This window comes from Halomonas sp. KM007 (genome assembly GCF_050709225.1).
Classification (GTDB): Bacteria; Pseudomonadota; Gammaproteobacteria; order Pseudomonadales; family Halomonadaceae; genus Vreelandella; species Vreelandella hamiltonii.
In genome coordinates this window covers 991,737-1,017,147 of sequence record NZ_CP136131.1, presented here as the reverse complement: position 1 = coordinate 1,017,147, position 25,411 = coordinate 991,737, and the positions used below count along the sequence as shown (strand labels likewise).

Genomic DNA, 25,411 nt, shown 5'->3' with positions numbered 1-25,411 from the left:
TCAGGCCTGGGGCAGGGTGCGGCCGATATTGGCCACCAGATAGTCCACCAGTTGACGAATCTTGGGTGACAAGTGGCGGTGGCGCGGGTAGACCGCCCACACCGCCGTACGGTGGTGCTGGAAGGGTTCCAGCACCGAGATCAGTTCACCACTGGCCAGATGCGGAGCGACGTAGTAATCCGGCAACTGAGCCAGGCCCAGCCCTTTCAGGGCTGCATCCAGCAGGGCAGGCCCCGAGTTGCTGCTCCAGCACCCCTCTACCTTGACCTCTCGCCGCTGACCGTGCACTTCGAACAGCCAGTTGGGGCGCGACCCCAGCAGGCAGCGGTGTTGGCTCAGCTCGCCCAGCGTGTGGGGACGGGGCGCCTGACGAAAATAGGCGCTTGAGCCCACTACGTACTCCCGCCGCTCACACAACCGTCGGGCAATCAGGCTAGAGTCTTTTAGCACGCCCATTCGGATGGCAATGTCGTACCCCTCTTCGATCAGCTCGACCGGGCGATTGGTAAAGTGCATGTGTACTTCCAACTGGGGGTGCAGACGCTGGAAGTCGTTGACCAGCGGCGCGATATAGCGCTCGCCAAAGGTGGTGGCCGAGGTGAGCTTCAACAGCCCTTGCGGGCTGGCTTGAAGTTCGCTGATGGCCTGCTCGGCGTTGCGCAGTCCCTCGAAGAGATAACGGCAGTGCTCCACGTAAAGCGCCCCCGCATCGGTCAGCCGAATCTGCCGCGTGGTGCGGTAGAGTAGCTGCACGCCTAGCTGGTTCTCTAGCTGACTGACCAAACGGCTGATATGCGAGGTAGAGACTTTGAGGTGTCGAGCGGCGGCGGAAAAGGTGCCCAGCCTGACTACCTCGACGAAGGCTTCGATACGATCCCAGCGCTGCATGGCGAACCCTTAATTAAAGAGATTGTTGCTCAGGAGCAATAATCTTGTGAGTGTATCCCGCTTTATCTTTCTCGCCTAGCTGACCTACACTTCAACCACGTTTATCCATCCACTTTATTGAGCGCTGTTGCGCCCAGGCAGTGGAACGTCGCTGCGCAACACCTCGGGGAGATTTGCATGAAATCACGTGCTGCGGTTGCATTAGAAGCGGGTAAGCCGCTTGAGCTGGTTGAGATTGATGTTGAAGGCCCGAAGGCGGGAGAAGTGCTGGTGAAAATGGCCGCCACCAGCGTGTGTCACACAGACGCCTTTACGCTGTCCGGTGCCGACCCTGAGGGCAACTTCCCAGCCGTACTGGGCCACGAGGGCGCGGGCGTTGTTCAAGAAGTGGGCGAAGGTGTTACCAGCGTGAAACCTGGCGACCACGTTATTCCGCTCTACACCGCCGAGTGCGGCAAGTGTAAATTCTGCCTCTCAGGTAAAACCAACCTCTGTGGTAGCGTACGTGCGACCCAAGGTAAAGGTGTCATGCCAGACGGCACATCACGCTTCTCGCTAGACGGCAAAATGCTGCACCACTACATGGGCACCTCCACGTTTAGTGAGTACACCGTGTTGCCGGAAGTATCGCTGGCGGTGGTCTCCAAAGAAGCGCCGATGGATAAAATCTGCCTGCTGGGCTGTGGTGTTACCACGGGTATTGGTGCCGTTATGAATACCGCGAAAGTAGAGCCCGGCTCTACCGTTGCCGTGTTCGGCTTGGGTGCCATTGGCTTGGCGGTGATTCAGGGGGCGGTGATGGCGAAAGCTTCTAAAATCATCGCGATTGATGTCAATCCAGACAAATTTGTGCTGGCCAAGCAGTTCGGCGCGACTGATTTCGTCAACCCCAAAGATTACAGTGACCCGATCCAACAGGTCATCGTTGATATGACCGATGGCGGCGTCGACTACTCGTTTGAGTGTATCGGCAACGTCAACGTGATGCGTTCAGCGCTTGAGTGCTGCCACAAAGGCTGGGGTGAATCGATCATTGTCGGCGTGGCAGGCGCAGGCGAAGAGATCTCAACCCGTCCCTTCCAGCTGGTGACAGGCCGCGTTTGGAAAGGCTCGGCATTCGGTGGTGTGAAAGGCCGTAGCGAGCTGCCGGGCTACGTGGATCGCTATATGAATGGCGAGCTTAACATCGACGACTTTATCACCCACGATATGCCGTTTGAGAAGATCAACGAAGCTTTCGATCTGCTCCATGAAGGCAAGAGCATTCGTACCGTCCTGCATTACTGAGTATCACCTAGCGAAAGAAACCGGATAAACGAACGCGGTAGGGGCAACCCGCCGCGTTTCACTGTTTAAGGAGCCTGCCTATGAGCATGAGTGAAACGTTGGAGCTGGTGTCGGCAAACCGCAGTTTTGGCGGTTGGCACAAGCGCTACCGCCACTACTCCCGAGCCCTGGACTGCGACATGGTCTTTGCGGTGTACCTGCCGCCACAAGCCGAAAACGAGCGGGTGCCCCTGCTGTGGTGGCTGTCGGGGTTGACCTGCAATGACGAAAACTTCATGCAGAAAGCCGGCGCGCACCGCATTGCGGCAGAGCTGGGCGTGGCGATCGTATGTCCGGATACCAGCCCGCGCGGCACGGAGTTGCCCGGCGAGCATGAAAGCTACGATCTGGGGTCTGGCGCAGGTTTCTACGTGAACGCCACCCAGGCGCCCTGGAAGCCTCACTACCGCATGTACGATTACGTGGTCGAAGAGCTGCCGTCCGTGGTGCGTCAGCATTTGCCGGTCAATGGCCGCGAGTCGATCAGTGGGCACTCCATGGGAGGGCACGGTGCATTGATCCTGGCGCTGCGTCATCCGGGGCGCTTCCGTTCGGTATCGGCCTTTGCGCCGATCGTGAACCCGATGAACTGCCCTTGGGGGCAAAAAGCCTTCACCAGCTACCTTGGGGAAGATCAGACCCGCTGGCGCCAGTACGATGCCTGCGAGCTGGTAGCCAATGGCGCTTCCCGGCAGCGGTTGTTCATCGATCAAGGGGAAGCCGATCAGTTCCTGGAAGAGCAGCTGATGCCCGAGCGTCTGGAAGCGGTATGCGCCGAGCATGATCACCCGCTAACGCTGCGCCGTCAGCCAGGCTACGATCATAGTTACTTCTTCATCGCCTCGTTCATCGAGGACCATTTGCGCTATCATGCGGAGCACCTCATGAAACGTTAAGGGTACCGAGACATGGTCAATCGCGCGCTGCGCCGAGTTCTTCGTCTGCTTTGGCGTCTTGTTTGGCGTGGCGCGCTGGCCTTTGTGCTGCTCTCGGTGGCGCTGGTGTGGCTGTTTCGCTTCGTGCCGCCGCCGGGTTCCATGGTGATGGTGGAACGCAAGGTACAAAGCTGGGTCCATCGCGAACCCATCACCATCCAGCACCAGTGGCGTAGTTGGGACAATCTCTCGAATAACGCCAAGCTGGCGGTGATTGCCGCCGAGGACCAACGCTTCCCGATTCATCGTGGTTTCGATGTGGTGGAGCTGCGTCGTGCCTGGGAGGCCAGCCGCGATGGCTCGAGGCTGCGGGGGGCCAGTACGCTCAGCCAGCAAACGGCCAAGAACGTTTTCCTATGGAGTGGGCGCAGCTGGCTGCGCAAAGGGCTGGAAGCGTGGTTCACCCTGCTGATCGAAACCTTCTGGAGCAAGCAGCGGATTCTGGAGGTGTACCTGAACGTGGCCGAGTGGGATACCGGGGTGTTTGGGCTGGAAGCTGCCGCCGACCACTACTTTGGTGCTTCCGGAAGTGCCTTGACCGAGCGCCAGGCCAGTTTGCTGGCGGCCATCCTGCCTAGCCCGCGCACTCGCAGCGCATCGCGACCCGACGCCCAGGTCGAGCGCCGCGGCCAGTGGATCCGCCAACAGATGCGTAATCTGGGCGGCACGGCTTACCTCGAACGGCTTTGAACCTTCTTCAATCGTATTGCTCGTCAGCCACGCTGGCCAGCACACCTACCTGTGGCCTGGCGAAATAGTACCCCTGCTGTACCGAAATGCCCAAGTCCAGCAGGCAGCGTGACTCTGCCCGTGTCTCGACCCCTTCGGCCACCAGTTGGGTGCCCAGCGTGCGCGCCAGGGCGACCAGGCTTTTGAGAATGGCCTGCCGCCGTGGATTGCCGTCGCAGCCCATGACCAGCTCTCGGTCTACCTTCAGCGTATCCGGTCGCAAATCGGTCAACAGGTTCAGGTTGGCATAGCCGTTGCCAAAATCATCCAACGACGTGGTGAACCCCATGCGGCGATAGCTATCGATGATGTTGCGCAGGTGTGTTCGGTCGACCACCCGTTCGGTTTCGGTGATTTCGAAGTTCAGCCGTTCGGTGGGCCAGCCCACCCGGCGTGATGTTTCCAGGGTAGATTGAATACAGGCTTCGGGTTCGTAGACGGCATTGGGAAGAAAGTTGATCGAGAGACGCGCCTCCATCCCCAGCGCACTGGCCAACTCGATGGCTTTGACCCGACATGCCTGGTCAAAGCGATACAGCAGGTCGTCGGTCACCTGCTCAAGAATGGAAAAAGCGGACTCACCGTTGACGCCTCGTACCAACGCCTCGTAATAGATCACTTTACGACGTGCTACGTCCACGATGGGCTGAAAGGCCATGGTAAACGCGAACGGTACCGGTGTGTCGCAGCAGTTGCAGATGCCGTTTACCCTGGCGCAATGAGGTTGTGCTGTCATGTTCTTCCAAGCCCTGGAACGATCAAAATTATTAGGTTATTTGCTGGCGGATTTGACGACCATCACCACCCCGGCGATGGCAATGAGCATGCCGATGAGCCCCATCAGCGGCAGCCGCTCATCAAATAGCCACCACGCCTGTAGCGCGGTCACGGGAGGCACTAGATAAAAGAGGCTTGCCACGCGGGAAGCCTCCCCCTTCTTTATCAAGGCCATCAGTAACAGGATAGCGGCAATTGACAGAATCAGCACGAGCCAGCCCAGGGTCAGCAGGAAGGTTGTGCTCCACATTATGGAGCGGGTCTCGAACAACAGCGCCCCCAGGCCCAGCAGGGTGCCTGCTGCCAGGTACTGAATCACTGCACCCGACAGCAGCGGCATGCTGGTGCAGTAGCGTTTCTGGTACAGCGTGCCCAATGAAATACCCAGCAATGCGGCCAGTACACTGACCAGTGCCCCCATGCCAAAGCCGCTGAACAGCGAACTGCCAAACTCCAGTTTGCTACCCAGTACCAGGCAGATGCCTACCAGCCCCAGCGCCAGGCCTAGCCACTGCCGCGTGCCCAGGCGTTCGCCCAGCAGTGGGCCTGCACAGGCGGCGGTCAACAGCGGCTGCAAGCCCACCAGCAAGGCCGTCAAGCCTGCTGGCATTCCCAGGTAAATGCCATAGAATACGCCGCCAAGATAGGTGGCATGCACGAGCAGGCCCGAGACCCCGATATGCATCCATAGCCTTGGTGAACTCGGCCATGGAATGCGCATCAGCAAGGTCAGCGGTACGAGCAGCAGCAGCGTCAACACGAAGCGGATAAACAAAAACGTGAAGGGTTCGGCGTAGGGCAGGCCAAACTTGGCACCAATGAACCCCGTGCTCCATAACAGCACGAAGAGCCCAGGCATGGCAGCCAGCGCGAGCGAATGGCTGTGCATGTTTTGCAAGGCCTTGAAGTGGCTAGACATAAAGCTCCTATTGCCAGCGTGTTGTTTATCTGTTGTTGCGTTCCGTTCTTCTTGTAACGTGTTTTTACATAAAAGATTGAACCTGTGCCTGAACCACGCGTCCCACTGTGCACATTCATAACGCGCCAATGAGGTTTCTTACCATGCAACGTATGACTGCTTTGTTCTCTGCTGCTCTCCTTGCCACTGGCCTGATGGCGGGCACTGCCCACGCCCAGCAAGCCCAGGACCCGGCACAAGATCCGATGGCGACCCAGCAGGCGCCTGCACAGGATTTTTCTGATCAGCAGCTACAGCAGTTCGCCGATGCTTCTCAAGAAATTGCCGTGATCTCTCAGGAGTACACACAGCGTCTGCAGGAAGCAGAAGACGAAGCTGCCCAACAGGAAGTTCGCGCTGAAGCCAATGACCGCATGATCGAAGTGGTCGAAGACAGCGGTCTGGACGTCGACACGTTCAATGCTATCGGTCAATCCATCCAGCAGGATCCGGAAATGATGCAGCGCGTTCAGGAAATGGCTAGCCAGTCATAAGCCTGTTGCCACCGCCTCTGGCGGTGGTGAACCATCGAGACAGGCAGGATAGTGCCAGATTTTCCTTAACGTGCGAAGTACCTGCCTGTTCTGTGGTCTAAAAGCCCAGCGCCAACGCGCTGGGCTTTTTTTGCGTGGTTCACGCAGGCTGAAAGGTTGTCCTCTACCGACGCACACGCCACACTAAATGGCTGATCATTAACCCTTTGAGCCTCTGCAGGAGAGCGTATGGACGTGGAACTTCTGGAAATCCGCCAGCACATGGGACAGTTCCCGCCATTCGATGGGCTGTCCGACGAGCTACTGGACGCCATTGCCGCCCGGGTGGAGGTGAGTTACTTCAAGACGGGTAGCGACATTCTCGAGCTGGACGCCACCCTCGATGAGCTGTGCTATATCCGCAGTGGGGCAGTAGAAGTGTATCGGCGGCAGGGCGAACTCTACAATCGCCTGTCAGAAGGAGACATCTTCGGTCATTTCAGCCTGCTGCGTAACCACAAGGTGCGCTTTCCTGCCAAGGCCATCGAAGATACGTTGATCTATTTCATACCCAACGACGTTTTCCAGCGGCTCTGTGAGGAAGACGATGAGTTTGCCGACTTCGTGGAGTTGGAGCGGCCTCGGTTGGAGACCGCTGCCGAGCAGCAGAAAAAGTCCAACGACATGATGGTCACGCGCATACGCAAGCTGGTGACACGCTATCCGGTGATGGTGGAGTCCACCACCAGCGTTCAGCAGGCGGCACAGCAGATCAGCGCTGCCCAGGCATCGGCCGTACTGGTGATCGATGAGGGGAGCAATCATCCTCGCTACAGCTTTCAGGACAGCGAAGGCAAGACCTGGCAGATGTGCGGCATTCTCACCGACAGCGATTTCCGCACGCGGGTCGTGGCCGAGGGGCTGGCGCCCTCCACGCCTGTGGGTGATGTGGTATCAGAGCGGTTGATTACCGTCCAGTCGGATGCCACGGTCTACGAGGCCATGCTGGTGATGCTGCGCAGTAACGTGCATCACTTGCCGGTGCTGTATCGCCAGCGCCCGGTAGGTGTGGTGCATCTTTCCGATATCATTCGCTACGAGACCCATAGCGGTCTTTATCTGGTCAGCAATATTTTCAACCAGTCCAGCGCCCAAGGGTTGGCCAAGCTGTTGCCCGATGTTCGCGCTGCCTTTGCACGGATGGTGCAGGAGGGGGCCAATTCACAGATGGTGGGCAGCGCGCTATCGACCATCGGGCGCAGTTTTACCCGCCGTTTGCTGGAGTTGGCCGAAGAGTCGCTGGGGCCACCCCCGGTGCCTTACTGCTTCATGGTCAATGGGTCCATGGCGCGTAACGAGCAGAGCATCGTGACGGACCAGGACAATGCGCTGATCTTGTCCGATGATTTCGTCCCGGACGAGCACGACGCGTATTTCCAGGCGCTGGCAGCCTTTGTCAGCGATGGATTGGCCGCCTGTGGCTACACCTATTGCAAAGGCGATGTCATGGCCACCAACCGCCAGTGGCGCCAGCCGCTGAGCGTGTGGAAACGCTACTTCCAGGACTGGATGGCCAACCCCACCCCGGAGAGGTTGCTGCACAGCTCGATCTTTTTCGACCTGGACAGTGTCTATGGCGAAGAACACTACGTGGAAGCGCTTCAGGACCTGATCGCCCAGACGGCACCCCAGTCGCCTCTGTTTCTGGCCGCCATGGCGCGTAATGCCTTGAACCGTACGCCCCCGCTGGGCTTTTTCCGCACGTTCGTGATGGAAAAGGATGGCAAGCACAACAACTCCATCAACCTCAAACGGCGTGGTACGGCGCCCATGGTAGACCTGATTCGTGTGCATGCGCTGGCCTGTGGCTCCAAAGCGCAGAACTCCTTTCAGCGGCTGAACGACATCAGCCAGACCCAGCTGTTGGCCACCGGGGTCAGCGACAAGCTGAGCTATGCCCTGGAGTTCCTGTGCATGTCGCGTATTCGCCATCAGGTCATCGACCTGCAGGAAGAGCGCGAGCCGGATAACAACATCGAACCCGAAAACGTCGAAGACAGCGAGCGGCATACGCTCAAGGATGCGTTTCAGGTGTTGAGCCATGCGCAGAAATTCCTGAAATTCCGCTACCCGATTCCCACGCAACGGCAGGGGCGTTGATATGCACGGTATTCGCCCACGTCAGAAAGTGACCCAGGCCGACTGGGCTGGCTACATGGCTGCTCGCGCCCAGCGCGCTGATAATGAGGCGTTGCAGCGTTTCTTCAGCACGCCCTTGCCAGACCCCGACACCCCTCTGGGCGAGGTGCCCATGGTGGCGCTGGACCTGGAAACCACCGGGCTGGACGAGCGTCGCCACGGTATCGTCAGCGTGGGGGCCGTGCCCTTTACGCTGAGGCGGATACCGCTTGCCCAGCGACGTTATTGGGTGGTGAAGCCTGCGCGGCCGCTGGACGAAGCCTCCATCGCCTACCACCATATCACCCACTCGGAGGTGGCTGACGCCCCTGATCTGGACGAGGTGCTGGATGAGCTGCTGGAGGTGCTGGCGGGCCGAGTGGTGGTGGTCCATTTTCGCAACATCGAGCGCCCTTTTCTGGATGCCGCCGTGAAAGAGCGGCGCGGCGAGGGCGTGCTGTTTCCCATGATCGACACGATGTCGCTGGAAGCCAGACTGCATCGGCAGACCCTGTGGGCGCGCTTTCGCCGCTGGCTGGGCAGGCCGCCGGTGTCGATTCGGCTCAATGCCAGCCGTGAACGCTATGGCTTGCCGCCCTACCAGGGGCACCACGCCCTGGTGGATGCGCTGGCCACCGCCGAGCTGCTGCAGGCGCAAATCGCCAACCGCTACTCAGCGGATACGCCGCTCAAGGCACTCTGGTGCTGACGGACTAGCGTGTGGGTAGCGTGCAAACACAAAACGGGCAGCCCATGGGCTGCCCGTTTTGCGTAAGGCCAGCAAGAAACGCTGGCCAAGGAGGGGTCAAACGGCTTTGGGTTCGCTCATCAGCCCTTTGATGATGGCGTAGCAGGCCACCAGCAGGATGATGGTGAACGGGAAGCCCGTCGATACGGCCATGGTTTGCAGGGCCGTCAGGCCGCCACCCAACAGCAGGGCGATGGCAATGGCCCCTTCGATGATCGCCCAGAACACGCGCTGCGGCTTGGGAGCATCCACCTTGCCACCGGCCGTGATGGAGTCGATGACCAGCGAGCCCGAGTCAGACGAGGTCACGAAGAAGATGATGACCAGCAGAATCGCAATGAACGAGGTGATCTGCGACAGCGGCAACTGCTCCAGCATCATGAACAGCTGCAGGTCCACACCGGCGTCACGCACGGCTTCGATACCCTGGCTCACGTACTGGTCGATGGCAGTGCCACCGAACGTGGTCATCCACAGCACCGAGACGATCGAAGGCACCAGCAGCACCGAGATCAGGAATTCACGAACGGTACGGCCACGGGAAACCCGCGCGATGAACATGCCGACGTAGGGTGACCAGGAGATCCACCAGGCCCAGTAGAAGGCCGTCCAGCCTTGGCTGAAGTTGGCATCTTCACGGCCAAAGGGGTTGGAGAGGGCCGGTAGATGCACCACGTAGTTGATCAGGTTTTCGAAAAAGCCCGTGGCAATCAGCAGGGTGGGGCCTACCGCGATGACGAAGAACAGCAGTGCCGCCGCCATGGCGATGTTGATTTTCGACAGCAGCTGTACGCCTTTGTCGACCCCGGCAATGATGGAGCCGATGGCAATGATGGTGATGCCGATGATCAACAGGATCATGGTGACATCGCTTTCCGGTGCGCCGAACAGGTAGCTCAAGCCCGCAGCGGCCTGGGTAGCACCCAGCCCCAGCGAGGTCGCCAGACCGAACAGCGTGGCAAACACCGCCAGAATATCGATCAGGTGCCCTGGCCAGCCCCATACGCGCTCACCCAGCAGCGGGTAGAACACGGAGCGCATGGAGAGCGGCAAGCCTTTGTTGAACGAGAATAGCGCCAATGACAGAGCCACCACGGCATAAATCGCCCACGGATGCAGACCCCAGTGGAAAATGGTCGCGGCCATGCCCAACGCAGCGGCGGCAGCCGTGTCACCTTCGGCTCCCGCCAACGGTGCCCAGTCTCCGCCGTCCAGCGAGGTGCCAAAATGGGTCAGCGGTTCGTTGACCCCGAAGAACATCAGCCCGATGCCCATACCCGCCGCAAACAGCATGGAAAACCAGCCGGTATAAGTGAAATCAGGCTTGGCGTCCGCTCCGCCGATGCGAATCTTGCCCAACGGCGATACGATCAGGCCCAGACAAAGCAGGACGAAGATATTGGCGGCCAAAATGAAGAACCAAGCCAGATTGCCGGTCAGGAAGCCAAAAACGGCGTCGTAGATCGGCGAAATCGTATCTTGCAGTGCCAAGGTGAGTATGACGAACAGCAGTACCACGAGTGACGAAATGGTGAATACCTTGCCGTGTAGGTCAAGGTTGAAGCCCATTGCACTCGTCGTAATGTTGTCTTGGCCGATCACATAATCGGTATCGATCAGGTTAGCCGGACCATCAGGGGCGGGGATGCCTTCTGATACCGGCTCATCAGCGGGATGCTTAGAATCAGGATTATCCACGGGAGCCTCTCCATGTCGGACAGAAACCGCCAAACGCACCTGGATGGGCCAGCAGTTACCTTCTGGCCAATCACCAATGCGTTAGCAGGCGTGTATTACATCAGTAACAGTAGCAAACGTTGCTTAATCTTTGTTCAACGCGCGGGCACATTAGCACGAAAAAACGTCACATTTACAACGACGACAGAGGGCCGAAGCCCTCTGTCATTTAACGCTCGGGGCAGAGTATGACTAGCCGTTGAGCCACTGCTCGACCACGTCTTGGTTCTCTTCTACCCACTGCTTGGCATTTTCGTAGGGGTCGCTGCCATCTTCTTGGTTCATCAGCATCACCTCACCCATCTGCTCGGGCGTCCACTCGAAGGCATCCAGAATGGCGTAGGCTTCTGGCATGTCTTCTTCCAGACCGCTACGTACGACGGTATGGATCTGCTCGGCACCGCCGTAGACGTTTTCTGGGTCTTCGAGGTACTTCAGATCGAACCGAGCAAACATCCAATGCGGCGTCCAGCCAGTGACGACCACATCCTCTTCGTTTTGGATGGCACTGGCCAAAGCAGCCGTCATGGTGGCACCGCTGCCGCTGCGCAGGTTCAGCCCGAGGTCATAGGTATCCACGACCTCTTCGGTGAGTGCCATCAGGCCGGCACCGGGGTCAATACCGATGATCTCGCCGTTGAAGCTGTCGGCGTTGTCGTTCAGATCGGCGATGGAGTCCACGTCGGTGTACTCAGGTACGACCAAGCCGAGCTTGGTGCCATCCAGATTGGGGCCTAAGTCTTCGGTATTGTCACCGACACGCTCCATGTAGTCTGCGTGAGTGGTGGGCAGCCAGGCGGCGACGATGGCATCGGCATCACCCGTGGAGAGGGCTTGGAACATGGCCGCTGCGGACAGCGAGGTCAGTTCCACCTCGAACCCTGCCTGCTCGAGAACCGCAGCAATGACGTTAGTGGAAGCGACTTCAGAGGACCACTCGACATAGGCCAAGTTGACCGTGCCTTGATCTTGGGCGTGGGCCATGCTACCGGCAGCGAGACCTGTGCCAGCGAAGAGGGCTAATGAGGCGAGACGGATGCGGTGATTCAACGTACGAGTTTTCATTCACTTGCTCCCTGTTGATGGGCAGTGGCGAGCGCCACTGCAGTATAAATAGTGTGTTGTGGTTTAACGTAAATTACCTTTTGGCGCTTTCAGCATGGTCAATCATCACGGAGGGATCAAATGCCATGGTCAACGCAGCGCCAAGATCGGCTATGAGCGGCGCGATTTGCGCAGCGACTGCGTCAGACGATCCAGCAGCATGGCTAGAATGACCACGGCAATCCCGGCTTCGAAGCCATCCCCTGGACGCAAACGCTGAATGGCTCGCCAGACTTCGCTACCCAAACCATCGGCGCCGATCATGGCGGCAATGACCACCATCGACAGTGCCAGCATGATGGTTTGGTTGATGCCCGCCATCACCGTGGGCAGCGACAGCGGCAACTGCACTTTGAACAGTTTTTGGCCTCGCGTGGCACCGTAGGCGTCGGCAGCTTCGATGAGTTCGGTCGGCACTTGGCGGATGCCCAGTGTGGTAAAGCGAATGGCGGGCGGCATGGAGAAGATGACCGTGGCAAAAATCGCCGACACCGAGCCAATGCCGAAAAACGGGATGGCAGGGATCAGGTACACGAACGCGGGCATGGTCTGCATGAAGTCCAGCACGGGCATGATCAGCCGGTAGAGTCGCTCGGAAAGCGCTGCGGCGATGCCTACGGGCAGCGCGATGACCACCGCCACCAGTGTGGCAATCACCACCAGCGTCAGCGTCTCGATCATGGGGTTCCAAAGCCCTAGGTTCCAGATCAAAGCCAGCCCGGCAACCGCACCAATGGCCAGGCGAGTGCTGGCGAGTTTCCAGCACAGCAGTGCAATAATCGCCAGTAGCGCCCACTCGGGCAGCCACATTAGGCCATCGTTGAGGCTGTTGATCCCTGTCTGTGTCACGCGGGAAATGCTGCGGGTAACCACCGAATATTCACTTGTCAGCCACGTCAGGCCGCTTTCGATCCAGCTACCTAAAGGAATGCGTGTTATCTCCATTACTGTTCTCCTGCTCGTGCCAGTTCATCCAGGACTGCGCCTTTCACTACAACGCCCAGCAGGCGCTGCTGCTCATCCACCACGGCAATCGGGTAACTCTTTTCGCTAAACATGGCGAAGAGGTTTTGCAGCGGCTCGTCTGGCGGCACTTTGCGGAAATCTTGAGTCAGATGCTCGGTAATGGTCTCGGCTTTTGCCTCAATGGCGCGGCTGGCAGCGTCCGCTTCCAGCAGGCCTAACAACTGACGGTCACGGTCAGTGACGTAGATGGAGTCAATGCTGTGGTCGCGCATCCGATGCAGCGCTGTACGTGGGCCATCGCTGTCGCGTGCGGTGGTGCGTACCGGGCGCATGGCGCTCTCGGCGGTCAGAATGCGCGAGCGGTCCACCCCTTCAATAAAGCGGCGGACGTAGTCATCGGCAGGCTTGGTCAGAATCTCTTCTGGCGTGCCAATTTGTACGACTTCACCATCTTTCAGCAGCACGATGCGGTCGCCGATATTGAGCGCTTCATCGAGGTCGTGGGTGATGAAGACAGTGGTCTTCTGCATTTTGCTTTGCAGCTGCAGTAGCTCTTGCTGCATATCCTTACGGATCAGCGGGTCGAGGGCCGAGAACGCCTCGTCCATCAAGAGCACACTGGCATCGTTCGCCAGGGCGCGAGCAAGCCCAACGCGTTGCTGCATACCACCTGATAGTTGATTGGGGTAGGCGTCTTCCCAGCCCTCTAAGCCCACCTGCTTCAGCGCGTTATGAGCAATCGACTGGCGCTCCGATTTTTCGACGCCGCGAATTTCCAGGCCGAACTCGGCATTCTGTTGAACCGTGCGATGGGGGAAAAGCGCGAAGTTTTGAAAGACCATCGAGAAATGACGGCGGCGGCACTCCAGCAGCGCTTTTTCACCCAACGTGGGGATGTTCTCTCCGTCGATGATGATCTCGCCTTCGGTCGTATCGATCAGGCGATTCAAACAGCGAATCAGCGTGGATTTACCCGAGCCAGACAGGCCCATGATGACCAGTAGTTCACCTTCGTAGACGTCGAAGGAGATATCGGAAAGGCCGAGGGTTTGGCCGGTTTTTTCGAGAATCTCAGGGCGTTTGAGGCCCTGGTCGCGTAACTCGAGGGCTTTTTTGGGCTGTTTGCCAAAGACCTTGCTCAAGCCGCGTACCTGAATTTTGACAGGGCGTGTCTCGTCCATCAGCGGTGCCTTTTGATTGAATGAGCAGCCTTGTGTCGTTACTCAATGCGCTTACCTGCGGCATTTACGTGCTCCCTGCAAGCAGCGACACAAAACGGTTCATAAGTAGAAGGTTAGGTTATGTTTAATAAATTATTAAAAATTATTATACATAAATGGGCGGGGTGTGTCACAACGCGCCCGCCAGCCAGGCCATATTACGCCACATGTGCCATTTTGAACCCACGCCCATGACCCTGTCGTGACAGCGAACGGTGGCTGCGATTTTTTAATAAGCTATTGTTTTTTTTAAATATAAATGTATTTTTTCAATGTTGGCATGAAGTGTGAATGTACCTTTTTAGAAAAGCTTGGCAAGTGACGCAAGCACGTTACACGTTAGTCGAAATAAGGAGGCAATCTTTATGGATAAACAAGTGAGCCAATCGCGCAAGCGTCCACGCGTACTGACACTATGCATGCTCGCCGCCACGGTCAGCACACTGGCACTGGCAGGTTGTGGAAATGGTGAAGACGAGATGCCCCCGGCTCAGCAGCCTGAGACCATGGAACAGGGTGCGACCTCCGGCCAAGTGCCCAGCACTACCGAAGGCGATAGCATGATGGGCGAAGAGCCCGCTGCTCCAGCAGATCCCATGGCAGACGATCCCATGGCGGCTGACCCAGGCCTCGAGGGTGATGCGGCATCCACGCAGGAGCCCATGCCCGGCGAGACCACTGATATGACCGACCCGCAGGAAGAGCCTGGCTTTGGTGAAGGCACCGACCCGATGCCCGGCGCCAATGACGAAGCACCTGCAGACGACGAAGACGAGATGACCACGACCCAGTAACGTTTACCGCTCCCTACGATGCCAGGTCGCCCAGCTGTCTGTTCCCTGCGGCTGCTCCACACGGCCTGTCATCCTTTCACCCCCGCGCCCGCGGGGGTTTTTTTGCATCCTGGCCAGTAGCCGCTAAAGTTAAACAGGCAGGAGGCGAACAAGCAGGTGTTTGGCCTGCCAAACGCATTCGACGATCTCGCTTTCCATGGGGGGCGTTTTTCACAAGAGATTTTCAAAAGGGAAGGAGCACGACATGAAGTCACCAAAGCACCAGCGTGTATATGCAATGTTGTTCAGTGCGCTCTTGATGACCGGGGTATTGGCGGGGTGTGGCGACAGCTCGCCGCCTAACGGAGAGCCCGAACCGGAAGAGCCCATGGGCAGTGGCCCCATGGCCAATGATGGCACCACCCCTGAAGAGACCCCGGGGGAAGGCGTGGATAATTAAGAGGCTTCAACGAGACCGCCCCCTGACATGGGGGCGGTTTCGTTATGGGTCACTCGTCGCTGTCTTCCAGGCGACGGTAGAGCGTTCGCCGCGCGATGCCCAGAACTTCCGCCGTACGGCGCTTGTTGCCGCCGGTGGCTTCCAGCACTTTGCGGATGTAGCGTTTCTCCACCTCTTCCAGACTGGGCCAGCGGGCCGGCGCAGGGGCCGGTGCCGAGGTGCCGGGCAATACTTCGCCACTCAAGGTCGGCGTGGGGTCGGCACTGTTTTGCTGATGAGCCTGGTCGCGTAGACGCTCGGGCAGGTCCTGATGCTTCAACAGGCCCTCCTCACTCAAGGTCACGGCCCGCATGATGGCGTTTTCCAGCTCGCGCACGTTGCCGGGGTAAGTGTAGTTGAGCAGGCTGTTGAGTGCTTCAGGCTCGATATGCTCCACCTGCTTGTGCTGAGACTCGGCGTGTTTGTCGATCAGCGCAAAGATCAGGTGTTCCACATCGGTGCCGCGCTCGCGCAGGGGAGGAATACGCAGCGAGAACGTTTCCAGACGATAAAACAGGTCGCTACGGAAGTTCTCCTGCTCGATCTCCTTTTCCAGGTTGCGGTGGGTGGCCGCAATGATGCGCACGTCCACCGGTTCCTCGCGCTCCCCGCCCACCGGGCGAACGGTCTTCTCTTGCAGAGCACGCAGCAGTTTGGCCTGCAGGTTGATCGGCATTTCACCAATTTCATCCAGGAACAGGCTGCCCCCCTGGGCGCTCTGGAACAGGCCCTTGCGGGCTTCGTTGGCGCCGGTGAAGGCGCCTTTGACATGGCCGAAAAACTCGCTTTCCATCAGGTCGGCGGGAATGCTGGCGCAGTTGACGGGCACAAAAGGCGCGTCGTGGCGGCTGCTCTCCTGATGAATGGCCCGCGCCAGCAGTTCCTTGCCGGTACCGCTTTCACCCAGAATGAGAATGGGGGCGTCGCTTTTGGCCAGCCGTGAGGCATCGTGGAACAGCGACTGCATCGCCGGGCTTTTGCCCACGATGCCATGGAATTGGCTCAACTCGGTATCGTGGGATAGCGAGAGGCGCTGGCGCTCCAGCACACGAAACACCGCTTCGCGAATCGCATCCAGATCCAGCGGCTTGGTCAGAAAATCGTCGGCCCCCAGCTTCAGGGCTTCCACGGCCTGGTCGATGGTGCCAAACGCGGTAATCACGATGATGCCCAGCTCGCTGCCGCTCTGGCGAAGCTGCTGCAAGAGCTGAATGCCGGTCATGCCTGGCAGCCGTACATCGGTGATCATCATCGCCACTGGGGTATGGCTAAGTAGCGCAATGGCTTCTTCGGCGCTGGCGACGCCTACGGTTTCATAGCCCGCATCGTGAAGCTCCTCTTCCAATAACTCACGTATAGCGGCGTCATCTTCCACCACCAAAAGCGGTAACAGGTGTTCCTGATGGGTCACAAGCGTTGTCCTCAAGCGGATGCGGTGTCACAAAGGGGCAGCGTGATCTCGAAGCCAGCACCACCCAGGGTGCTGTCAAAAACGCCAATCGTCCCGCCGTGGTCGTTGATAATGCGGTGTACCATGGACAGCCCCAGGCCACTGCCTTGCCCCACCGGCTTGGTGGTGAAAAAGGGGTCGAACACTTGATGATGATGCGAAGTCGGTATGCCTGACCCGTTATCTTCGACCCATACCGTAAGCTCGTCGCTGTGCGACTGGGCGCGAACACGAATATGGCTAACGTCCGGGGCTTGGGCGGCGTTGCGTAATAAGTTGGTCAGCACCTGCACAATTTGTTGACCGTTAACTAATAAATGGGGGGGAGGGGACGGAAGATCAATATCCAGGCGAATATTTCTTGGCTCCAGCTCTTCCTCGACCAGCTCGCTGGCACTCAGGATAAGCTGGTAGAGCGCCTGATTTCCTTTCTCTACGTTATGTTGTCGGCCCAATTCCATCAATTGGCGCACGATTTCGACGATACGCTCCACTTCGCCGCGTATTCTGCCCAGTCGGGCGCGCTCATCGTCGCCGATGGTGTCCCGGCGTGCCAGGCGCTGGGCCTGGCCGTTGATGACGGTGAGCGGGGCACCGATTTCATGGGCGACACCCGCTGCCAGTACGCCCAGCTCGGCCAGCTTCTTGGATTTGCGCAGGCGCTTTTCCAGCTCGATCTCGCGGCGCTGACGATCCTCGATATCGCGGTCCTTCTCGGCCATGGCGTCCAGCATGCCGTTCAGGCCTGAGGCCAGCCGACGGTATTCGGTAGGGCCATCAGCCGTGGCCCGTTGGCTGCGGTCGCCATCTTCTACCAGCAGCATGACGTGCAGCAGTCGGTTCAGGGGGCGCTCGATGTAGCGACGGAAGCCCCACCAGATACTGAACACGATGCCCGCCGCACCGATCACGAAGACCAGCACGGCCACAATGCTGATGAACCCGGTGTAGTTTTCGATGCCGGTATTCAGGCGGTTGACCTGCAGCACGCCCTGTACGCTGCCATCCTGGGTACGCAGCGGGATCAGTGCCGAGTAGTAGGTCCAGCCCTCCTGCTGGCGATAGTTGCTGAAGAGGTCGTCGCGTTCGATGACTGTCCGGATCTCTTCAGGGGTGAACAGGTCCTTGCCCAGCCCCAGGCCGTAGACCTCGCGCCCATGGGTGTCGAACACATAGGCACCATAGATACGGTGAAACGAGAAGGCCGACTGCAGGGCCTCCTCCAGGGGGGTGGCGCTGTCGGGGGCCACCGCGTAACTCAGCGACGTGCTCAGCGCCCGGGTGATGATTTCCACCTCGGTTTGCAGCTTGGAGCGTACGTTGTCTTCCAGCGATTTGATCGCCACCAGACTAAACACCACCAGGATCACGAAGAGCGGCACGATGACCGTTAAGATGATGAGGTTACGTAATCGCATCGTGCTTCCTGGTGGTGTCTCGGGAGTCGAACAAGGTTAGCGCTGTGTGGGCGTCAAGCGATAAAGGCTGCCTTGGCCGCCATCGGTTAGCAAATAAATCGCTTCATCTGGCCCTTGGCGCACATCGCGAATACGGCCGATCTCACCTTCTAAAATCAGCTCTTCACCGGCCACTTGACCCTCTTCAAGGGTAAGGCGCAGCAGCTTTTGGCTGCCCAGACCACCCGCCAGCAGGCTTCCTTGCCAGGGCTCAAAGGCATCGCTAGTCACCTCGGCAAGACCTGAGGGGGCAAAGCGCCCATCAAAGCGATACACCGGGTCAACCATGCCAGGCTTAGATTCAACGCCTATCGGTTCGTTGGTGCTGTAGTCATTGCCTAAACTCACCTCCGGCCAGCCGTAGTTATTGCCAGGCACAATCTGATTCAGCTCATCACCCGTTCGCGGGCCATGCTCGGTGGCCCAAGGTTCACCATTGCTGAGAACGGTCATGCCCTGAATGTTGCGATTGCCCATGGTGTAAATTTCATCCAGTGTATCGTCGTCATCCACAAAGGGATTATCGCCAGGGGCCTCTCCGGTCTCGGTGAGCCGAATGGTAGAGCCTGCGTGGTCATCGCTGGCCTGAGCGCGAGAAGGGTCTACGCCGCGGTCTCCGATGCTCATCAGCAGCGTGCCATCTTTAAGCCATGCCAAACGGGAGCCGTAGTGTCGGCCGGGAGAGGAGGCGCGATCCTGCTCGAAAAGATGCTCAACGTCGCCTAACGAATCCCCTTTCCACTTAACGCGGGAGAGCGCTGAACGGCTGTTATCGCCCTCAGGCTTGCTCCAAGTAAAGTAGATCCAATCGTGCTCGCCATCGCCAAACTCAGGGTGCAGCGCCACATCCAGCAGGCCACCTTGGTTGTTCTGGCTCACTTGGGGCATGCCTTCAAGCACTTGCGTTTGCCCGTCAGAGTCAGCGAGATTTAACTCACCGCTGCGCTCGCTCACCAAGTAGCGACCATCGGGAAGAAACGCCACCGCCCACGGGTTCGCAAAGCCATTGGCCACGCGCTCAATGGTAATAGCGAAGTGGTCGGTTTCCAGGGCATCATGAACCACCTCTGCCTGGGCAGTGCTGGCAAGCATCAGCCCCACCAGGGAAGGAGCCACCCAGCGTTTAGCCTGTAAACGTAGCGAGCGGTGTGGGGTCATCAACGGCGTAGCGTATCGAGTTGGCATCGAGTGTCCTCTGTTAGCGCTGGATCAGAGTCTAAGTCTAGCAGTGACTGCCGTAAGCGGCCGGGGGTTCCCCGGCGCTACATCAACAGTGCCAACAGTATCGGTAAATATATTAGCGCCATGAGCGTTGAGCAGAAGACTAAACTGGCCACATAAGCGGGTTCGCGCCGGGCGCGCTGGGCAAACAGATAGTTGAATACCGCCACGGGCATGCACATTTGCACCACCAAAATGCTCTGCGCCAGCGGCGGTAAGCCAAGCCAACCAGAAATAAACCAAGCGGCAGCGGCGGCCAGAGGGATACGGATCAAGCTAAAGCCAACCCCTGAGCGTAAGCTTTCCACCTGAATACTAGCGAGCGATACACCGAGGGTGATGAGCATCAGCGGTACTGTGAACCCAGACATTAAATCAACGGTGTTGGCCATCCATAGCGGGAGCGGCGTGTCGGTCAACAGCAGGGTCATGGAAATTAAGATGGCATAAACCGTGGGGGTTTTAATCAGCGTTTTAATCGGGTTTCCGCTACTGCTGAGCACGGCTCCTAAGGTGAACTGAAACAGCGATACCGTCACCATCACCGTAATACCGTAAGCAAAACCTGCGCTGCCGAAAGCGTAAAGCACGACAGGCAGCCCCATATTACCCGTGTTGGGATACATCATCGGCGCGATCAGTACCCGCCAATCTCGACGCAGCAGTTTGGCCACGGCAAAGCTGGCTGCCCCCATGCTGATAATGACCAGCGCGGTGGCCAGCATCATCTGCCCAAAGGTGCCGGCATCAATGTTGGCACCAGAGAGCGACGCCAGTACCAACGCAGGGGTACCAATGTTGAATACCAAACGCGTAATAAAATCGACGGGGTAGGGTTGCCCTAAGCGTACCCATAAAAAACCCAGCCCGGCACCGGCCAGCACTGGCGCCATGACGGCGAAGAGTTCAGCGAGCATTAACGTTCCTTGACGATCATCGGCCGCCTATTGTGGGTAATTAGGCGGCTAACTGGCAAGGCGAATTGCTAATGGGCGTAAACGGCGTTTGCGTGGGTTTGCCACTCGTTAGGCACCTGGTCACGCAGAAAGTCCAGCAGCGCGTTGACCCGGCGTGAGTGATGCCCATAGGCATACAGCAGCGTCACGGGTAAGGGGGCGGGCTCCCAGCCGGGCAGGCAGTTGACCAAATCGCCAGGGTGGTGGCGTTCGCGTTTCTCGACCACCCAGTGGGGCAGCAGGCCGATCCCTTGGCCATAGGCAATGGCATCGATGTGCAACGCCGTGAGATCTACCCGGAGCCGCGAGCGGGGCGCATCGAACAGGTAGTCGGGATGCTCTGAATGATGCAGCAGCAACCCGTTGGAAGCCGTATCCAGCAGGTCGATCCAGGCGTGCTCGCCAAGTTCGCTGGGGTGCTGCGGGCGGCCTGCCTGTTTCAGATAGCTTGGGTTGGCATACAGCCCCCGCGAAAGATACCCCAGCCGCTCCTGATTGAGCCCGCACTCATGATTGGCGCCTAGCCAGATATGCACGCTGTTGCTGTGCATCTTGCTGGGCGGCGTTTCGCGGGTGTGCAGGGTCAGCTCCACTTTGGGGTAACGCGTCAGGAAGGCATCCACGACTCCCGCCATCCAGCCCCGGGCCAGGGCGCCATGCACTTCCAGGGTGACCTTGCCGCTGATCTCTTCACGCAGCTCGGCCAGCGCCTCTTGGCTATGGGCCGCCATGGCCAGCAGCTCGTTACAGTAGCTCTGGAACAGCAGCCCCGCTTCGGTCGGGATCAAGCGATTGGCTTGGCGCCGCAGCAGCGGCTGGTTCAGGCGGGCTTCCAGTTGGCTGATGCGACGGCTCAGGGTGGACTTGGCCAGCCCCAGCTTCTGGGCGCTGCGGGTCAGGCTACCCGTCGACATCACATCGGCAAATGCGGCAAGTTCATCGAAATCGTACATGGCACGGCCACCGAGCTGAGTCATGGAGCGAATAGTGTGCCATTTATTTTGATGAATGAAAATAATTTATATTTGTGTTCCGGTTGGTTGAACGCACCGTCCCGCCTCTTTGTGCAAAGAGTATACAAAAATACAAATGCTAATAATTCATATTTAAGTATGAGTGCTCTTTCAATTCAAAGGAACCCGCTATGTCTTTACGTTTGCGCCGTACGCTGCTGGCCAGCGCTATCTCATCTCTCGCCTGCGGGGCAGTTGCGGCTCAAGAAACGCCTCAGCTCAACGATATCGTGGTCACCGCTTCTGGCTTTGAGCAGCAAATTAGCAGTGCGCCCGCCTCAATCAGCGTCATCTCCCGTGAAGAGCTGGAGCGTGGTCACTATCAAAACGTCACCGATGCGCTGCGGGATGTCCCCGGCGTGGTAGTGACTGGAGGCGGGGCAGGCGATAACGGCAATGACATCTCCATTCGCGGTATGCCTTCCCAATACACGCTGATTCTGGTGGATGGCCGCCCACAAAACTCCCGCGAATCACGCCCCAACGGCAGCGCAGGCTTCGAACAGGATTGGCTGCCGCCGCTGCAAGCCATCGAGCGTATCGAGGTGGTGCGCGGGCCGATGTCAACGCTATACGGCTCCGATGCCATCGGCGGGGTGATCAACGTGATTACCCGCAAGGTAGCGGATACCTGGCACGGCAATATCCAGCTCGATACCGTGCTGCAGGAAGACAGCGCCTCCGGCGACAGCCGCCAAGCCAACTTCTACCTAAGCGGGCCGCTGGTGGCGGATCGTTTAGGCCTGCAGCTGTATGGCCGCACCTCAGAACGCGACGAAGACGATATTGAAAACGGCTACGAAGAGAAGAGCTTGCAAAGCCTGACCGCACGGCTAAGCCTGGCCGCCAGCGATAACCACGACTTTACTGCAGAGGCGGGGATCACCGAGCAGGATCGCCGCTCGCTGGTTGGGCGCTCGGCGCCTGCGGAAGGGTGCCGTGGCGGCTGCACCGACAGTATCGGTGAATACACCAATAGCCATGTAGCGCTGACCCATAGCGGCCGCTTCGAGTGGGGCACCAGCGAAACCTTCGTACAGCGTGAGCGCAGCGAAAACCAATCGCGGGATATCGAGATTACCAACACCACCGCGAAAACCAGCGCAGTGATTCCCTTGGGTATGCACATGCTCACCGTCGGCGCGAGCTGGGAAGAGGAGTCGCTGGAGGATGGCACCACCAACCAAATCTCCGACCGTACGGCGGTTGAAAACAGCCAGTGGGCGCTGTTTATGGAAGATGAGTGGATGCTGACAGACGCCTGGGCACTGACCGGCGGGTTGCGCTTGGACGATGACGACAACTACGGCAGCCATCTGAGCCCGCGCCTTTACAGCGTATGGAACATGACGCCGGAATGGACGCTGAAAGGCGGCGTATCCACCGGCTACCGTTCCCCCAACCTGCGGGAAATTACCCCGGACTGGGGGCAGATCAGCCGTGGCGGTAATGTTTATGGCAACCCTGACCTTGAGCCGGAAACCTCGCTCAATAAAGAGATTGCCCTGCTGTACGGCAACGACGCAGGCCTGAACGGCAGCCTGACGCTGTTCCATAACGATTTCGAGGACAAAATCACCCGTATCGCCTGCCCGATCGATATTTGCAATGCAGGCCCGAACCAGTTCGGCAGTGACCCCACGTACCGGGTCAATATCGACGATGCAGTGACCCAAGGGGTCGAGGCCAGTCTGAGCGCACCGTTGAGCGATACGCTGGCGCTGACCGCCAGCTACACCTTCACCGATTCCGAACAGAAAAGCGGTGAGTACGCCGGCGAGCCACTGACCCAGCTGCCCCGTCACCAAGTGTCGGCCACGTTAGATTGGGATGTGAACGCACGGCTTAGCCAGTGGACCAAAGTGAGCTACCGGGGCGAGGAGAGCCAGCCCACCACCGGGCCGTCGCAAAGCTCGATTGTCGCACCGTCTTACACCTTTGTGGATGCGGGTATTGGCTATCAGCTCAACGATAGCACCACGGTGAATGCCGGTATCTACAACCTGTTTGATGAGCGCATCACCTACGACGAATACGGCTATGTGGATGACGGCCGCCGGTTGTGGCTTGGCCTGAACGTCGCTTTCTAAAAACGTTGCTTTCTAAACATACTGTTAGTAGGCAATAGACGCGGCCACCGATGGGTGGCCGCGCTTTTTATGCCCGCGACCAGCCCGGCCACTGATGAGGAGAGCAGCGCATCCTCCAGGGAGTTCACCGTGCCGACCAGGTTAAGCTCTTGATAGATCGGCTCCCCGTTGACGCTGGCCAGTTCCACCCGTGGGGCCGATTGTGCCTGCGCGGTGCTGGCGAAGAGTGAGAAGGCCAGTAGCAGTACAAAGGGGAGTGGGCGGGCAAGTGAAGGCACCGTCATAACAGGCTGTTTCCTAACATGAGTGAAAGGTGGTAAATGCGAAGGCGAGTAAAAGGCGCTGCTCATACTACCCAAGCGAGTGCGTTGACATATACCTGAATCCGTGAGACCGGCCCCCGGAAGCACTTCTAACCCACTGACCTGCATGGCAATATAGCCATTATCGCCATTCACCCAGACAGTGCCATGCCCAACATAAAGTTCCGCGCCAGTCGCCGCACCCTCACCAGCCACGCCGGGCTGTCCATCATCGGGCAATGCTTCGAGATCGCTGGCGTCGACAGCATCGACAGCCGCTTCCCCACCACGCTGGGCATGCGCACCAGTGACGTGATCAAGAGCTACCTGGGCCTGCTGTGTCTGGGCATGAGCGACTATGACGCTGTCGAGAACTTCCGCCGCGACAAGCCCTTCCAACAACTGCTGACCCTGCAGAAGGTGCCGAGCGCGGCGACGCTGCGACAGCGGCTGGAGAAACTTGCCGCCAACGACCTGCAGGCGCGCACCGCCACCTGGTCCACGACCCTGCTGTCACTGATCGAAGCACCGATCACCGCCGAGACGACGCACGTCTGCCTGGACATCGACACCTTCGTCATGGACAACAGCAACTCGAAGAAGGAAGGCGTCTCGCGGACCTACCAGAAGGTCGATGGCTACACCCCGATGGCCGCCTATCTGGGCAACGAAGGGTGGTGCCTGGGTCTGGAACTGCGGCCTGGCAAGCAGCACACCATGAAGGAGAGCAACGCCTTCCTGGAGCGGGTACTGCCTCGCGCCCAATGCCTGACCAGGCAACCGATCCTGTTACGCGAGGACAGCGGCTTCGACAGCCAGGCGCACCTGGCGCTTCTCGAACAGCAACGCCAGGTCTTTGCCGACGAGGGGCGCCGGCTCGACTATGTCGTCAAATGGAACCCGCGCGGCTCGGCCACGGCTGATCGAGATACCTGGCTGGCGGTGGCGGCGGACTACTGGGAAGAGCTGCGTCCTGGCAAGCGCCAGGCGCTGTGGTCGCAGACCGTCTCGATCCACGACGACAACAAGACCGAATACGTCGTCCAACGCGTGATGCGCCTGGTAGAGCGCACCGCCGATCGCGATGGCCAGTTGCTGCTCGAACCGGACTATGAGTTGGAAGGCTGGTGGACCAGCCTGGACGAGGCGCCGGAGGCGGTGATCAAGCGCTACCAGGCGCATGCCACCCATGAGCAGTTTCACAGCGAGATCAAGACCGATCTCGACCTGGAGCGCTTGCCGTCCGGCAAGTTCGCCACCAACGATCTGATCCTGCATCTCGCCCAGTTGGCCTACAACATCCTGCGCCTGATGGGACAGCTGGGCATGACCGGCGAGCTGAGCCCGGTTCGCCACCCGGCCAAGCGGCGCCGGCTGCGCACCGTGCTACAAGAGCTGGTGCACCGTGCGGCTCTCGTGATTCACAAGGCACGGCAGATCATCCTCGACTTCGGGCAGGATATCGGGCGCATGACGGTGCTCAAGACGCTGCGGAGCCGAGTGCGTTATCCACGAGGAACGCCATGCTGACCGTCAATCGGCGACACTCTATCCACAAGCAGTTCCAAGCGACACGCGATCGCCAGATATGTCGTGCCTGGCGGGTGGAAA

The 25,411-nt window shown here is 58.8% G+C and carries 23 protein-coding genes; 10 read left to right on the top strand and 13 right to left on the bottom strand.

Annotated features, from left to right (window positions below; translation table 11 throughout):
• Positions 1–888: a LysR family transcriptional regulator gene (locus RVM27_RS04715; RefSeq protein ID WP_498957471.1), complete on the bottom strand. Its 888-nt coding sequence runs from the start codon at positions 886–888 to the stop codon at positions 1–3.
• 177 nt (positions 889–1,065) lie between these two features.
• On the opposite strand from RVM27_RS04715, the gene RVM27_RS04710 reads away from it, so the two are divergent.
• The 3 genes from RVM27_RS04710 (at position 1,066) to mtgA (ending at position 3,839) form a co-directional block, all read left to right on the top strand.
• A complete protein-coding gene (locus tag RVM27_RS04710) occupies positions 1,066–2,175 on the top strand; it encodes an S-(hydroxymethyl)glutathione dehydrogenase/class III alcohol dehydrogenase (RefSeq protein WP_058577505.1) in 1,110 nt (369 codons plus the stop codon).
• Between the two features lie 80 nt (positions 2,176–2,255).
• Positions 2,256–3,110 carry an alpha/beta hydrolase family protein gene (fghA, locus tag RVM27_RS04705; RefSeq protein WP_498957470.1) on the top strand — a complete coding sequence of 285 codons (855 nt, stop codon included), beginning with the start codon at positions 2,256–2,258 and terminating at the stop codon, positions 3,108–3,110.
• Positions 3,111–3,122: 12 nt separating this feature from the next.
• Positions 3,123–3,839, top strand: coding sequence for a monofunctional biosynthetic peptidoglycan transglycosylase (gene mtgA, locus RVM27_RS04700; protein ID WP_016916327.1), 717 nt, complete (start codon positions 3,123–3,125; stop codon positions 3,837–3,839).
• Positions 3,840–3,846: 7 nt separating this feature from the next.
• Here mtgA and RVM27_RS04695 read toward each other — a convergent pair whose 3' ends face one another.
• Positions 3,847–4,614, bottom strand: a complete 768-nt coding sequence (locus tag RVM27_RS04695) for an EAL domain-containing protein (RefSeq protein WP_498957469.1) — start codon at positions 4,612–4,614, stop codon at positions 3,847–3,849.
• Positions 4,615–4,650: 36 nt separating this feature from the next.
• Entirely contained in the window at positions 4,651–5,574 is a 924-nt protein-coding gene (locus tag RVM27_RS04690; protein WP_498957468.1) for a DMT family transporter, read from the bottom strand.
• 143 nt (positions 5,575–5,717) lie between these two features.
• Between RVM27_RS04690 and RVM27_RS04685 the strand changes: the two genes are divergently transcribed.
• The 3 genes from RVM27_RS04685 (at position 5,718) to RVM27_RS04675 (ending at position 8,973) form a co-directional block, all read left to right on the top strand.
• Entirely contained in the window at positions 5,718–6,107 is a 390-nt protein-coding gene (locus RVM27_RS04685) for a DUF4168 domain-containing protein (RefSeq protein ID WP_039175645.1), read from the top strand.
• A gap of 228 nt (positions 6,108–6,335) precedes the next feature.
• Entirely contained in the window at positions 6,336–8,246 is a 1,911-nt protein-coding gene (locus RVM27_RS04680) for a DUF294 nucleotidyltransferase-like domain-containing protein (RefSeq protein WP_287805660.1), read from the top strand.
• Between the two features lies 1 nt (position 8,247).
• Positions 8,248–8,973, top strand: a complete 726-nt coding sequence (locus RVM27_RS04675; RefSeq protein WP_498940429.1) for a 3'-5' exonuclease — start codon at positions 8,248–8,250, stop codon at positions 8,971–8,973.
• A gap of 96 nt (positions 8,974–9,069) precedes the next feature.
• Here the strand turns inward: RVM27_RS04675 and RVM27_RS04670 are convergent, their stop codons facing one another.
• The 4 genes from RVM27_RS04670 to RVM27_RS04655 all read right to left on the bottom strand — a co-directional run bounded on the left by RVM27_RS04670 (position 9,070) and on the right by RVM27_RS04655 (position 14,000).
• Positions 9,070–10,710 (bottom strand): BCCT family transporter, encoded by a 1,641-nt coding sequence (locus RVM27_RS04670; RefSeq protein WP_498957467.1) that lies wholly within the window; start codon positions 10,708–10,710, stop codon positions 9,070–9,072.
• A gap of 231 nt (positions 10,711–10,941) precedes the next feature.
• Complete coding sequence (locus tag RVM27_RS04665) at positions 10,942–11,814, bottom strand: glycine betaine ABC transporter substrate-binding protein (protein WP_287805666.1); 873 nt, start codon at positions 11,812–11,814, stop codon at positions 10,942–10,944.
• 150 nt (positions 11,815–11,964) lie between these two features.
• Complete coding sequence (locus RVM27_RS04660) at positions 11,965–12,798, bottom strand: ABC transporter permease (protein ID WP_287805667.1); 834 nt, start codon at positions 12,796–12,798, stop codon at positions 11,965–11,967.
• Positions 12,798–14,000 (bottom strand): quaternary amine ABC transporter ATP-binding protein, encoded by a 1,203-nt coding sequence (locus RVM27_RS04655; protein ID WP_287805669.1) that lies wholly within the window; start codon positions 13,998–14,000, stop codon positions 12,798–12,800. Before RVM27_RS04655 ends, RVM27_RS04660 begins: the two co-directional genes overlap by 1 nt.
• A gap of 404 nt (positions 14,001–14,404) precedes the next feature.
• On the opposite strand from RVM27_RS04655, the gene RVM27_RS04650 reads away from it, so the two are divergent.
• Both RVM27_RS04650 and RVM27_RS04645 read left to right on the top strand, forming a co-directional pair.
• Positions 14,405–14,833 (top strand): hypothetical protein, encoded by a 429-nt coding sequence (locus RVM27_RS04650; protein WP_498940435.1) that lies wholly within the window; start codon positions 14,405–14,407, stop codon positions 14,831–14,833.
• Between the two features lie 244 nt (positions 14,834–15,077).
• A complete protein-coding gene (locus tag RVM27_RS04645; protein WP_039175655.1) occupies positions 15,078–15,272 on the top strand; it encodes a hypothetical protein in 195 nt (64 codons plus the stop codon).
• Positions 15,273–15,321: 49 nt separating this feature from the next.
• Here the strand turns inward: RVM27_RS04645 and RVM27_RS04640 are convergent, their stop codons facing one another.
• The 5 genes from RVM27_RS04640 to RVM27_RS04620 form a co-directional block, all read right to left on the bottom strand.
• A complete protein-coding gene (locus RVM27_RS04640) occupies positions 15,322–16,722 on the bottom strand; it encodes a sigma-54-dependent transcriptional regulator (RefSeq protein WP_498940438.1) in 1,401 nt (466 codons plus the stop codon).
• An 11-nt stretch (positions 16,723–16,733) separates the two neighbouring features.
• On the bottom strand, positions 16,734–18,179 hold the full coding sequence (locus RVM27_RS04635; RefSeq protein WP_498957466.1) for a sensor histidine kinase: 1,446 nt from the start codon (positions 18,177–18,179) through the stop codon (positions 16,734–16,736).
• Between the two features lie 36 nt (positions 18,180–18,215).
• Positions 18,216–19,376, bottom strand: a complete 1,161-nt coding sequence (locus RVM27_RS04630; RefSeq protein ID WP_284453652.1) for a PQQ-dependent sugar dehydrogenase — start codon at positions 19,374–19,376, stop codon at positions 18,216–18,218.
• Positions 19,377–19,480: 104 nt separating this feature from the next.
• Positions 19,481–20,356, bottom strand: coding sequence for an AEC family transporter (locus RVM27_RS04625; protein ID WP_284453647.1), 876 nt, complete (start codon positions 20,354–20,356; stop codon positions 19,481–19,483).
• 68 nt (positions 20,357–20,424) lie between these two features.
• A complete protein-coding gene (locus RVM27_RS04620; RefSeq protein ID WP_498957751.1) occupies positions 20,425–21,348 on the bottom strand; it encodes a LysR family transcriptional regulator in 924 nt (307 codons plus the stop codon).
• A 191-nt stretch (positions 21,349–21,539) separates the two neighbouring features.
• Here RVM27_RS04620 and RVM27_RS04615 point away from each other — a divergent pair, with 191 nt between their 5' ends.
• A complete protein-coding gene (locus tag RVM27_RS04615; RefSeq protein ID WP_284453648.1) occupies positions 21,540–23,498 on the top strand; it encodes a ligand-gated channel protein in 1,959 nt (652 codons plus the stop codon).
• On the opposite strand, the gene RVM27_RS04610 is transcribed toward RVM27_RS04615, so the two are convergent.
• Positions 23,495–23,782: a hypothetical protein gene (locus tag RVM27_RS04610; RefSeq protein WP_284453649.1), complete on the bottom strand. Its 288-nt coding sequence runs from the start codon at positions 23,780–23,782 to the stop codon at positions 23,495–23,497. The genes RVM27_RS04615 and RVM27_RS04610 overlap by 4 nt on opposite strands.
• A gap of 186 nt (positions 23,783–23,968) precedes the next feature.
• On the opposite strand from RVM27_RS04610, the gene RVM27_RS04605 reads away from it, so the two are divergent.
• Positions 23,969–25,330, top strand: coding sequence for an IS1380 family transposase (locus tag RVM27_RS04605; RefSeq protein ID WP_498957465.1), 1,362 nt, complete (start codon positions 23,969–23,971; stop codon positions 25,328–25,330).
• The last annotated feature ends 81 nt before the right edge of the window (positions 25,331–25,411 follow it).

What these genes read in the sequence shown, in the direction of transcription:
- RVM27_RS04715 (WP_498957471.1), bottom strand. Translation starts at nt 888, where the DNA reads ATGCAGCGCTGGGATCGTATCGAAGCCTTCGTCGAGGTAGTCAGGCTG.
- fghA (WP_498957470.1), top strand. Translation starts at nt 2,256, where the DNA reads ATGAGCATGAGTGAAACGTTGGAGCTGGTGTCGGCAAACCGCAGTTTT.
- RVM27_RS04685 (WP_039175645.1), top strand. Translation starts at nt 5,718, where the DNA reads ATGCAACGTATGACTGCTTTGTTCTCTGCTGCTCTCCTTGCCACTGGC.
- mtgA (WP_016916327.1), top strand. Translation starts at nt 3,123, where the DNA reads ATGGTCAATCGCGCGCTGCGCCGAGTTCTTCGTCTGCTTTGGCGTCTT.
- RVM27_RS04645 (WP_039175655.1), top strand. Translation starts at nt 15,078, where the DNA reads ATGAAGTCACCAAAGCACCAGCGTGTATATGCAATGTTGTTCAGTGCG.
- RVM27_RS04635 (WP_498957466.1), bottom strand. Translation starts at nt 18,179, where the DNA reads ATGCGATTACGTAACCTCATCATCTTAACGGTCATCGTGCCGCTCTTC.
- RVM27_RS04675 (WP_498940429.1), top strand. Translation starts at nt 8,248, where the DNA reads ATGCACGGTATTCGCCCACGTCAGAAAGTGACCCAGGCCGACTGGGCT.
- RVM27_RS04665 (WP_287805666.1), bottom strand. Translation starts at nt 11,814, where the DNA reads ATGAAAACTCGTACGTTGAATCACCGCATCCGTCTCGCCTCATTAGCC.
- RVM27_RS04650 (WP_498940435.1), top strand. Translation starts at nt 14,405, where the DNA reads ATGGATAAACAAGTGAGCCAATCGCGCAAGCGTCCACGCGTACTGACA.
- RVM27_RS04625 (WP_284453647.1), bottom strand. Translation starts at nt 20,356, where the DNA reads ATGCTCGCTGAACTCTTCGCCGTCATGGCGCCAGTGCTGGCCGGTGCC.
- RVM27_RS04710 (WP_058577505.1), top strand. Translation starts at nt 1,066, where the DNA reads ATGAAATCACGTGCTGCGGTTGCATTAGAAGCGGGTAAGCCGCTTGAG.
- RVM27_RS04660 (WP_287805667.1), bottom strand. Translation starts at nt 12,798, where the DNA reads ATGGAGATAACACGCATTCCTTTAGGTAGCTGGATCGAAAGCGGCCTG.
- RVM27_RS04615 (WP_284453648.1), top strand. Translation starts at nt 21,540, where the DNA reads ATGTCTTTACGTTTGCGCCGTACGCTGCTGGCCAGCGCTATCTCATCT.
- RVM27_RS04630 (WP_284453652.1), bottom strand. Translation starts at nt 19,376, where the DNA reads ATGACCCCACACCGCTCGCTACGTTTACAGGCTAAACGCTGGGTGGCT.
- RVM27_RS04610 (WP_284453649.1), bottom strand. Translation starts at nt 23,782, where the DNA reads ATGACGGTGCCTTCACTTGCCCGCCCACTCCCCTTTGTACTGCTACTG.
- RVM27_RS04655 (WP_287805669.1), bottom strand. Translation starts at nt 14,000, where the DNA reads ATGGACGAGACACGCCCTGTCAAAATTCAGGTACGCGGCTTGAGCAAG.
- RVM27_RS04680 (WP_287805660.1), top strand. Translation starts at nt 6,336, where the DNA reads ATGGACGTGGAACTTCTGGAAATCCGCCAGCACATGGGACAGTTCCCG.
- RVM27_RS04695 (WP_498957469.1), bottom strand. Translation starts at nt 4,614, where the DNA reads ATGACAGCACAACCTCATTGCGCCAGGGTAAACGGCATCTGCAACTGC.
- RVM27_RS04690 (WP_498957468.1), bottom strand. Translation starts at nt 5,574, where the DNA reads ATGTCTAGCCACTTCAAGGCCTTGCAAAACATGCACAGCCATTCGCTC.
- RVM27_RS04620 (WP_498957751.1), bottom strand. Translation starts at nt 21,348, where the DNA reads ATGTACGATTTCGATGAACTTGCCGCATTTGCCGATGTGATGTCGACG.
- RVM27_RS04605 (WP_498957465.1), top strand. Translation starts at nt 23,969, where the DNA reads ATGCCCAACATAAAGTTCCGCGCCAGTCGCCGCACCCTCACCAGCCAC.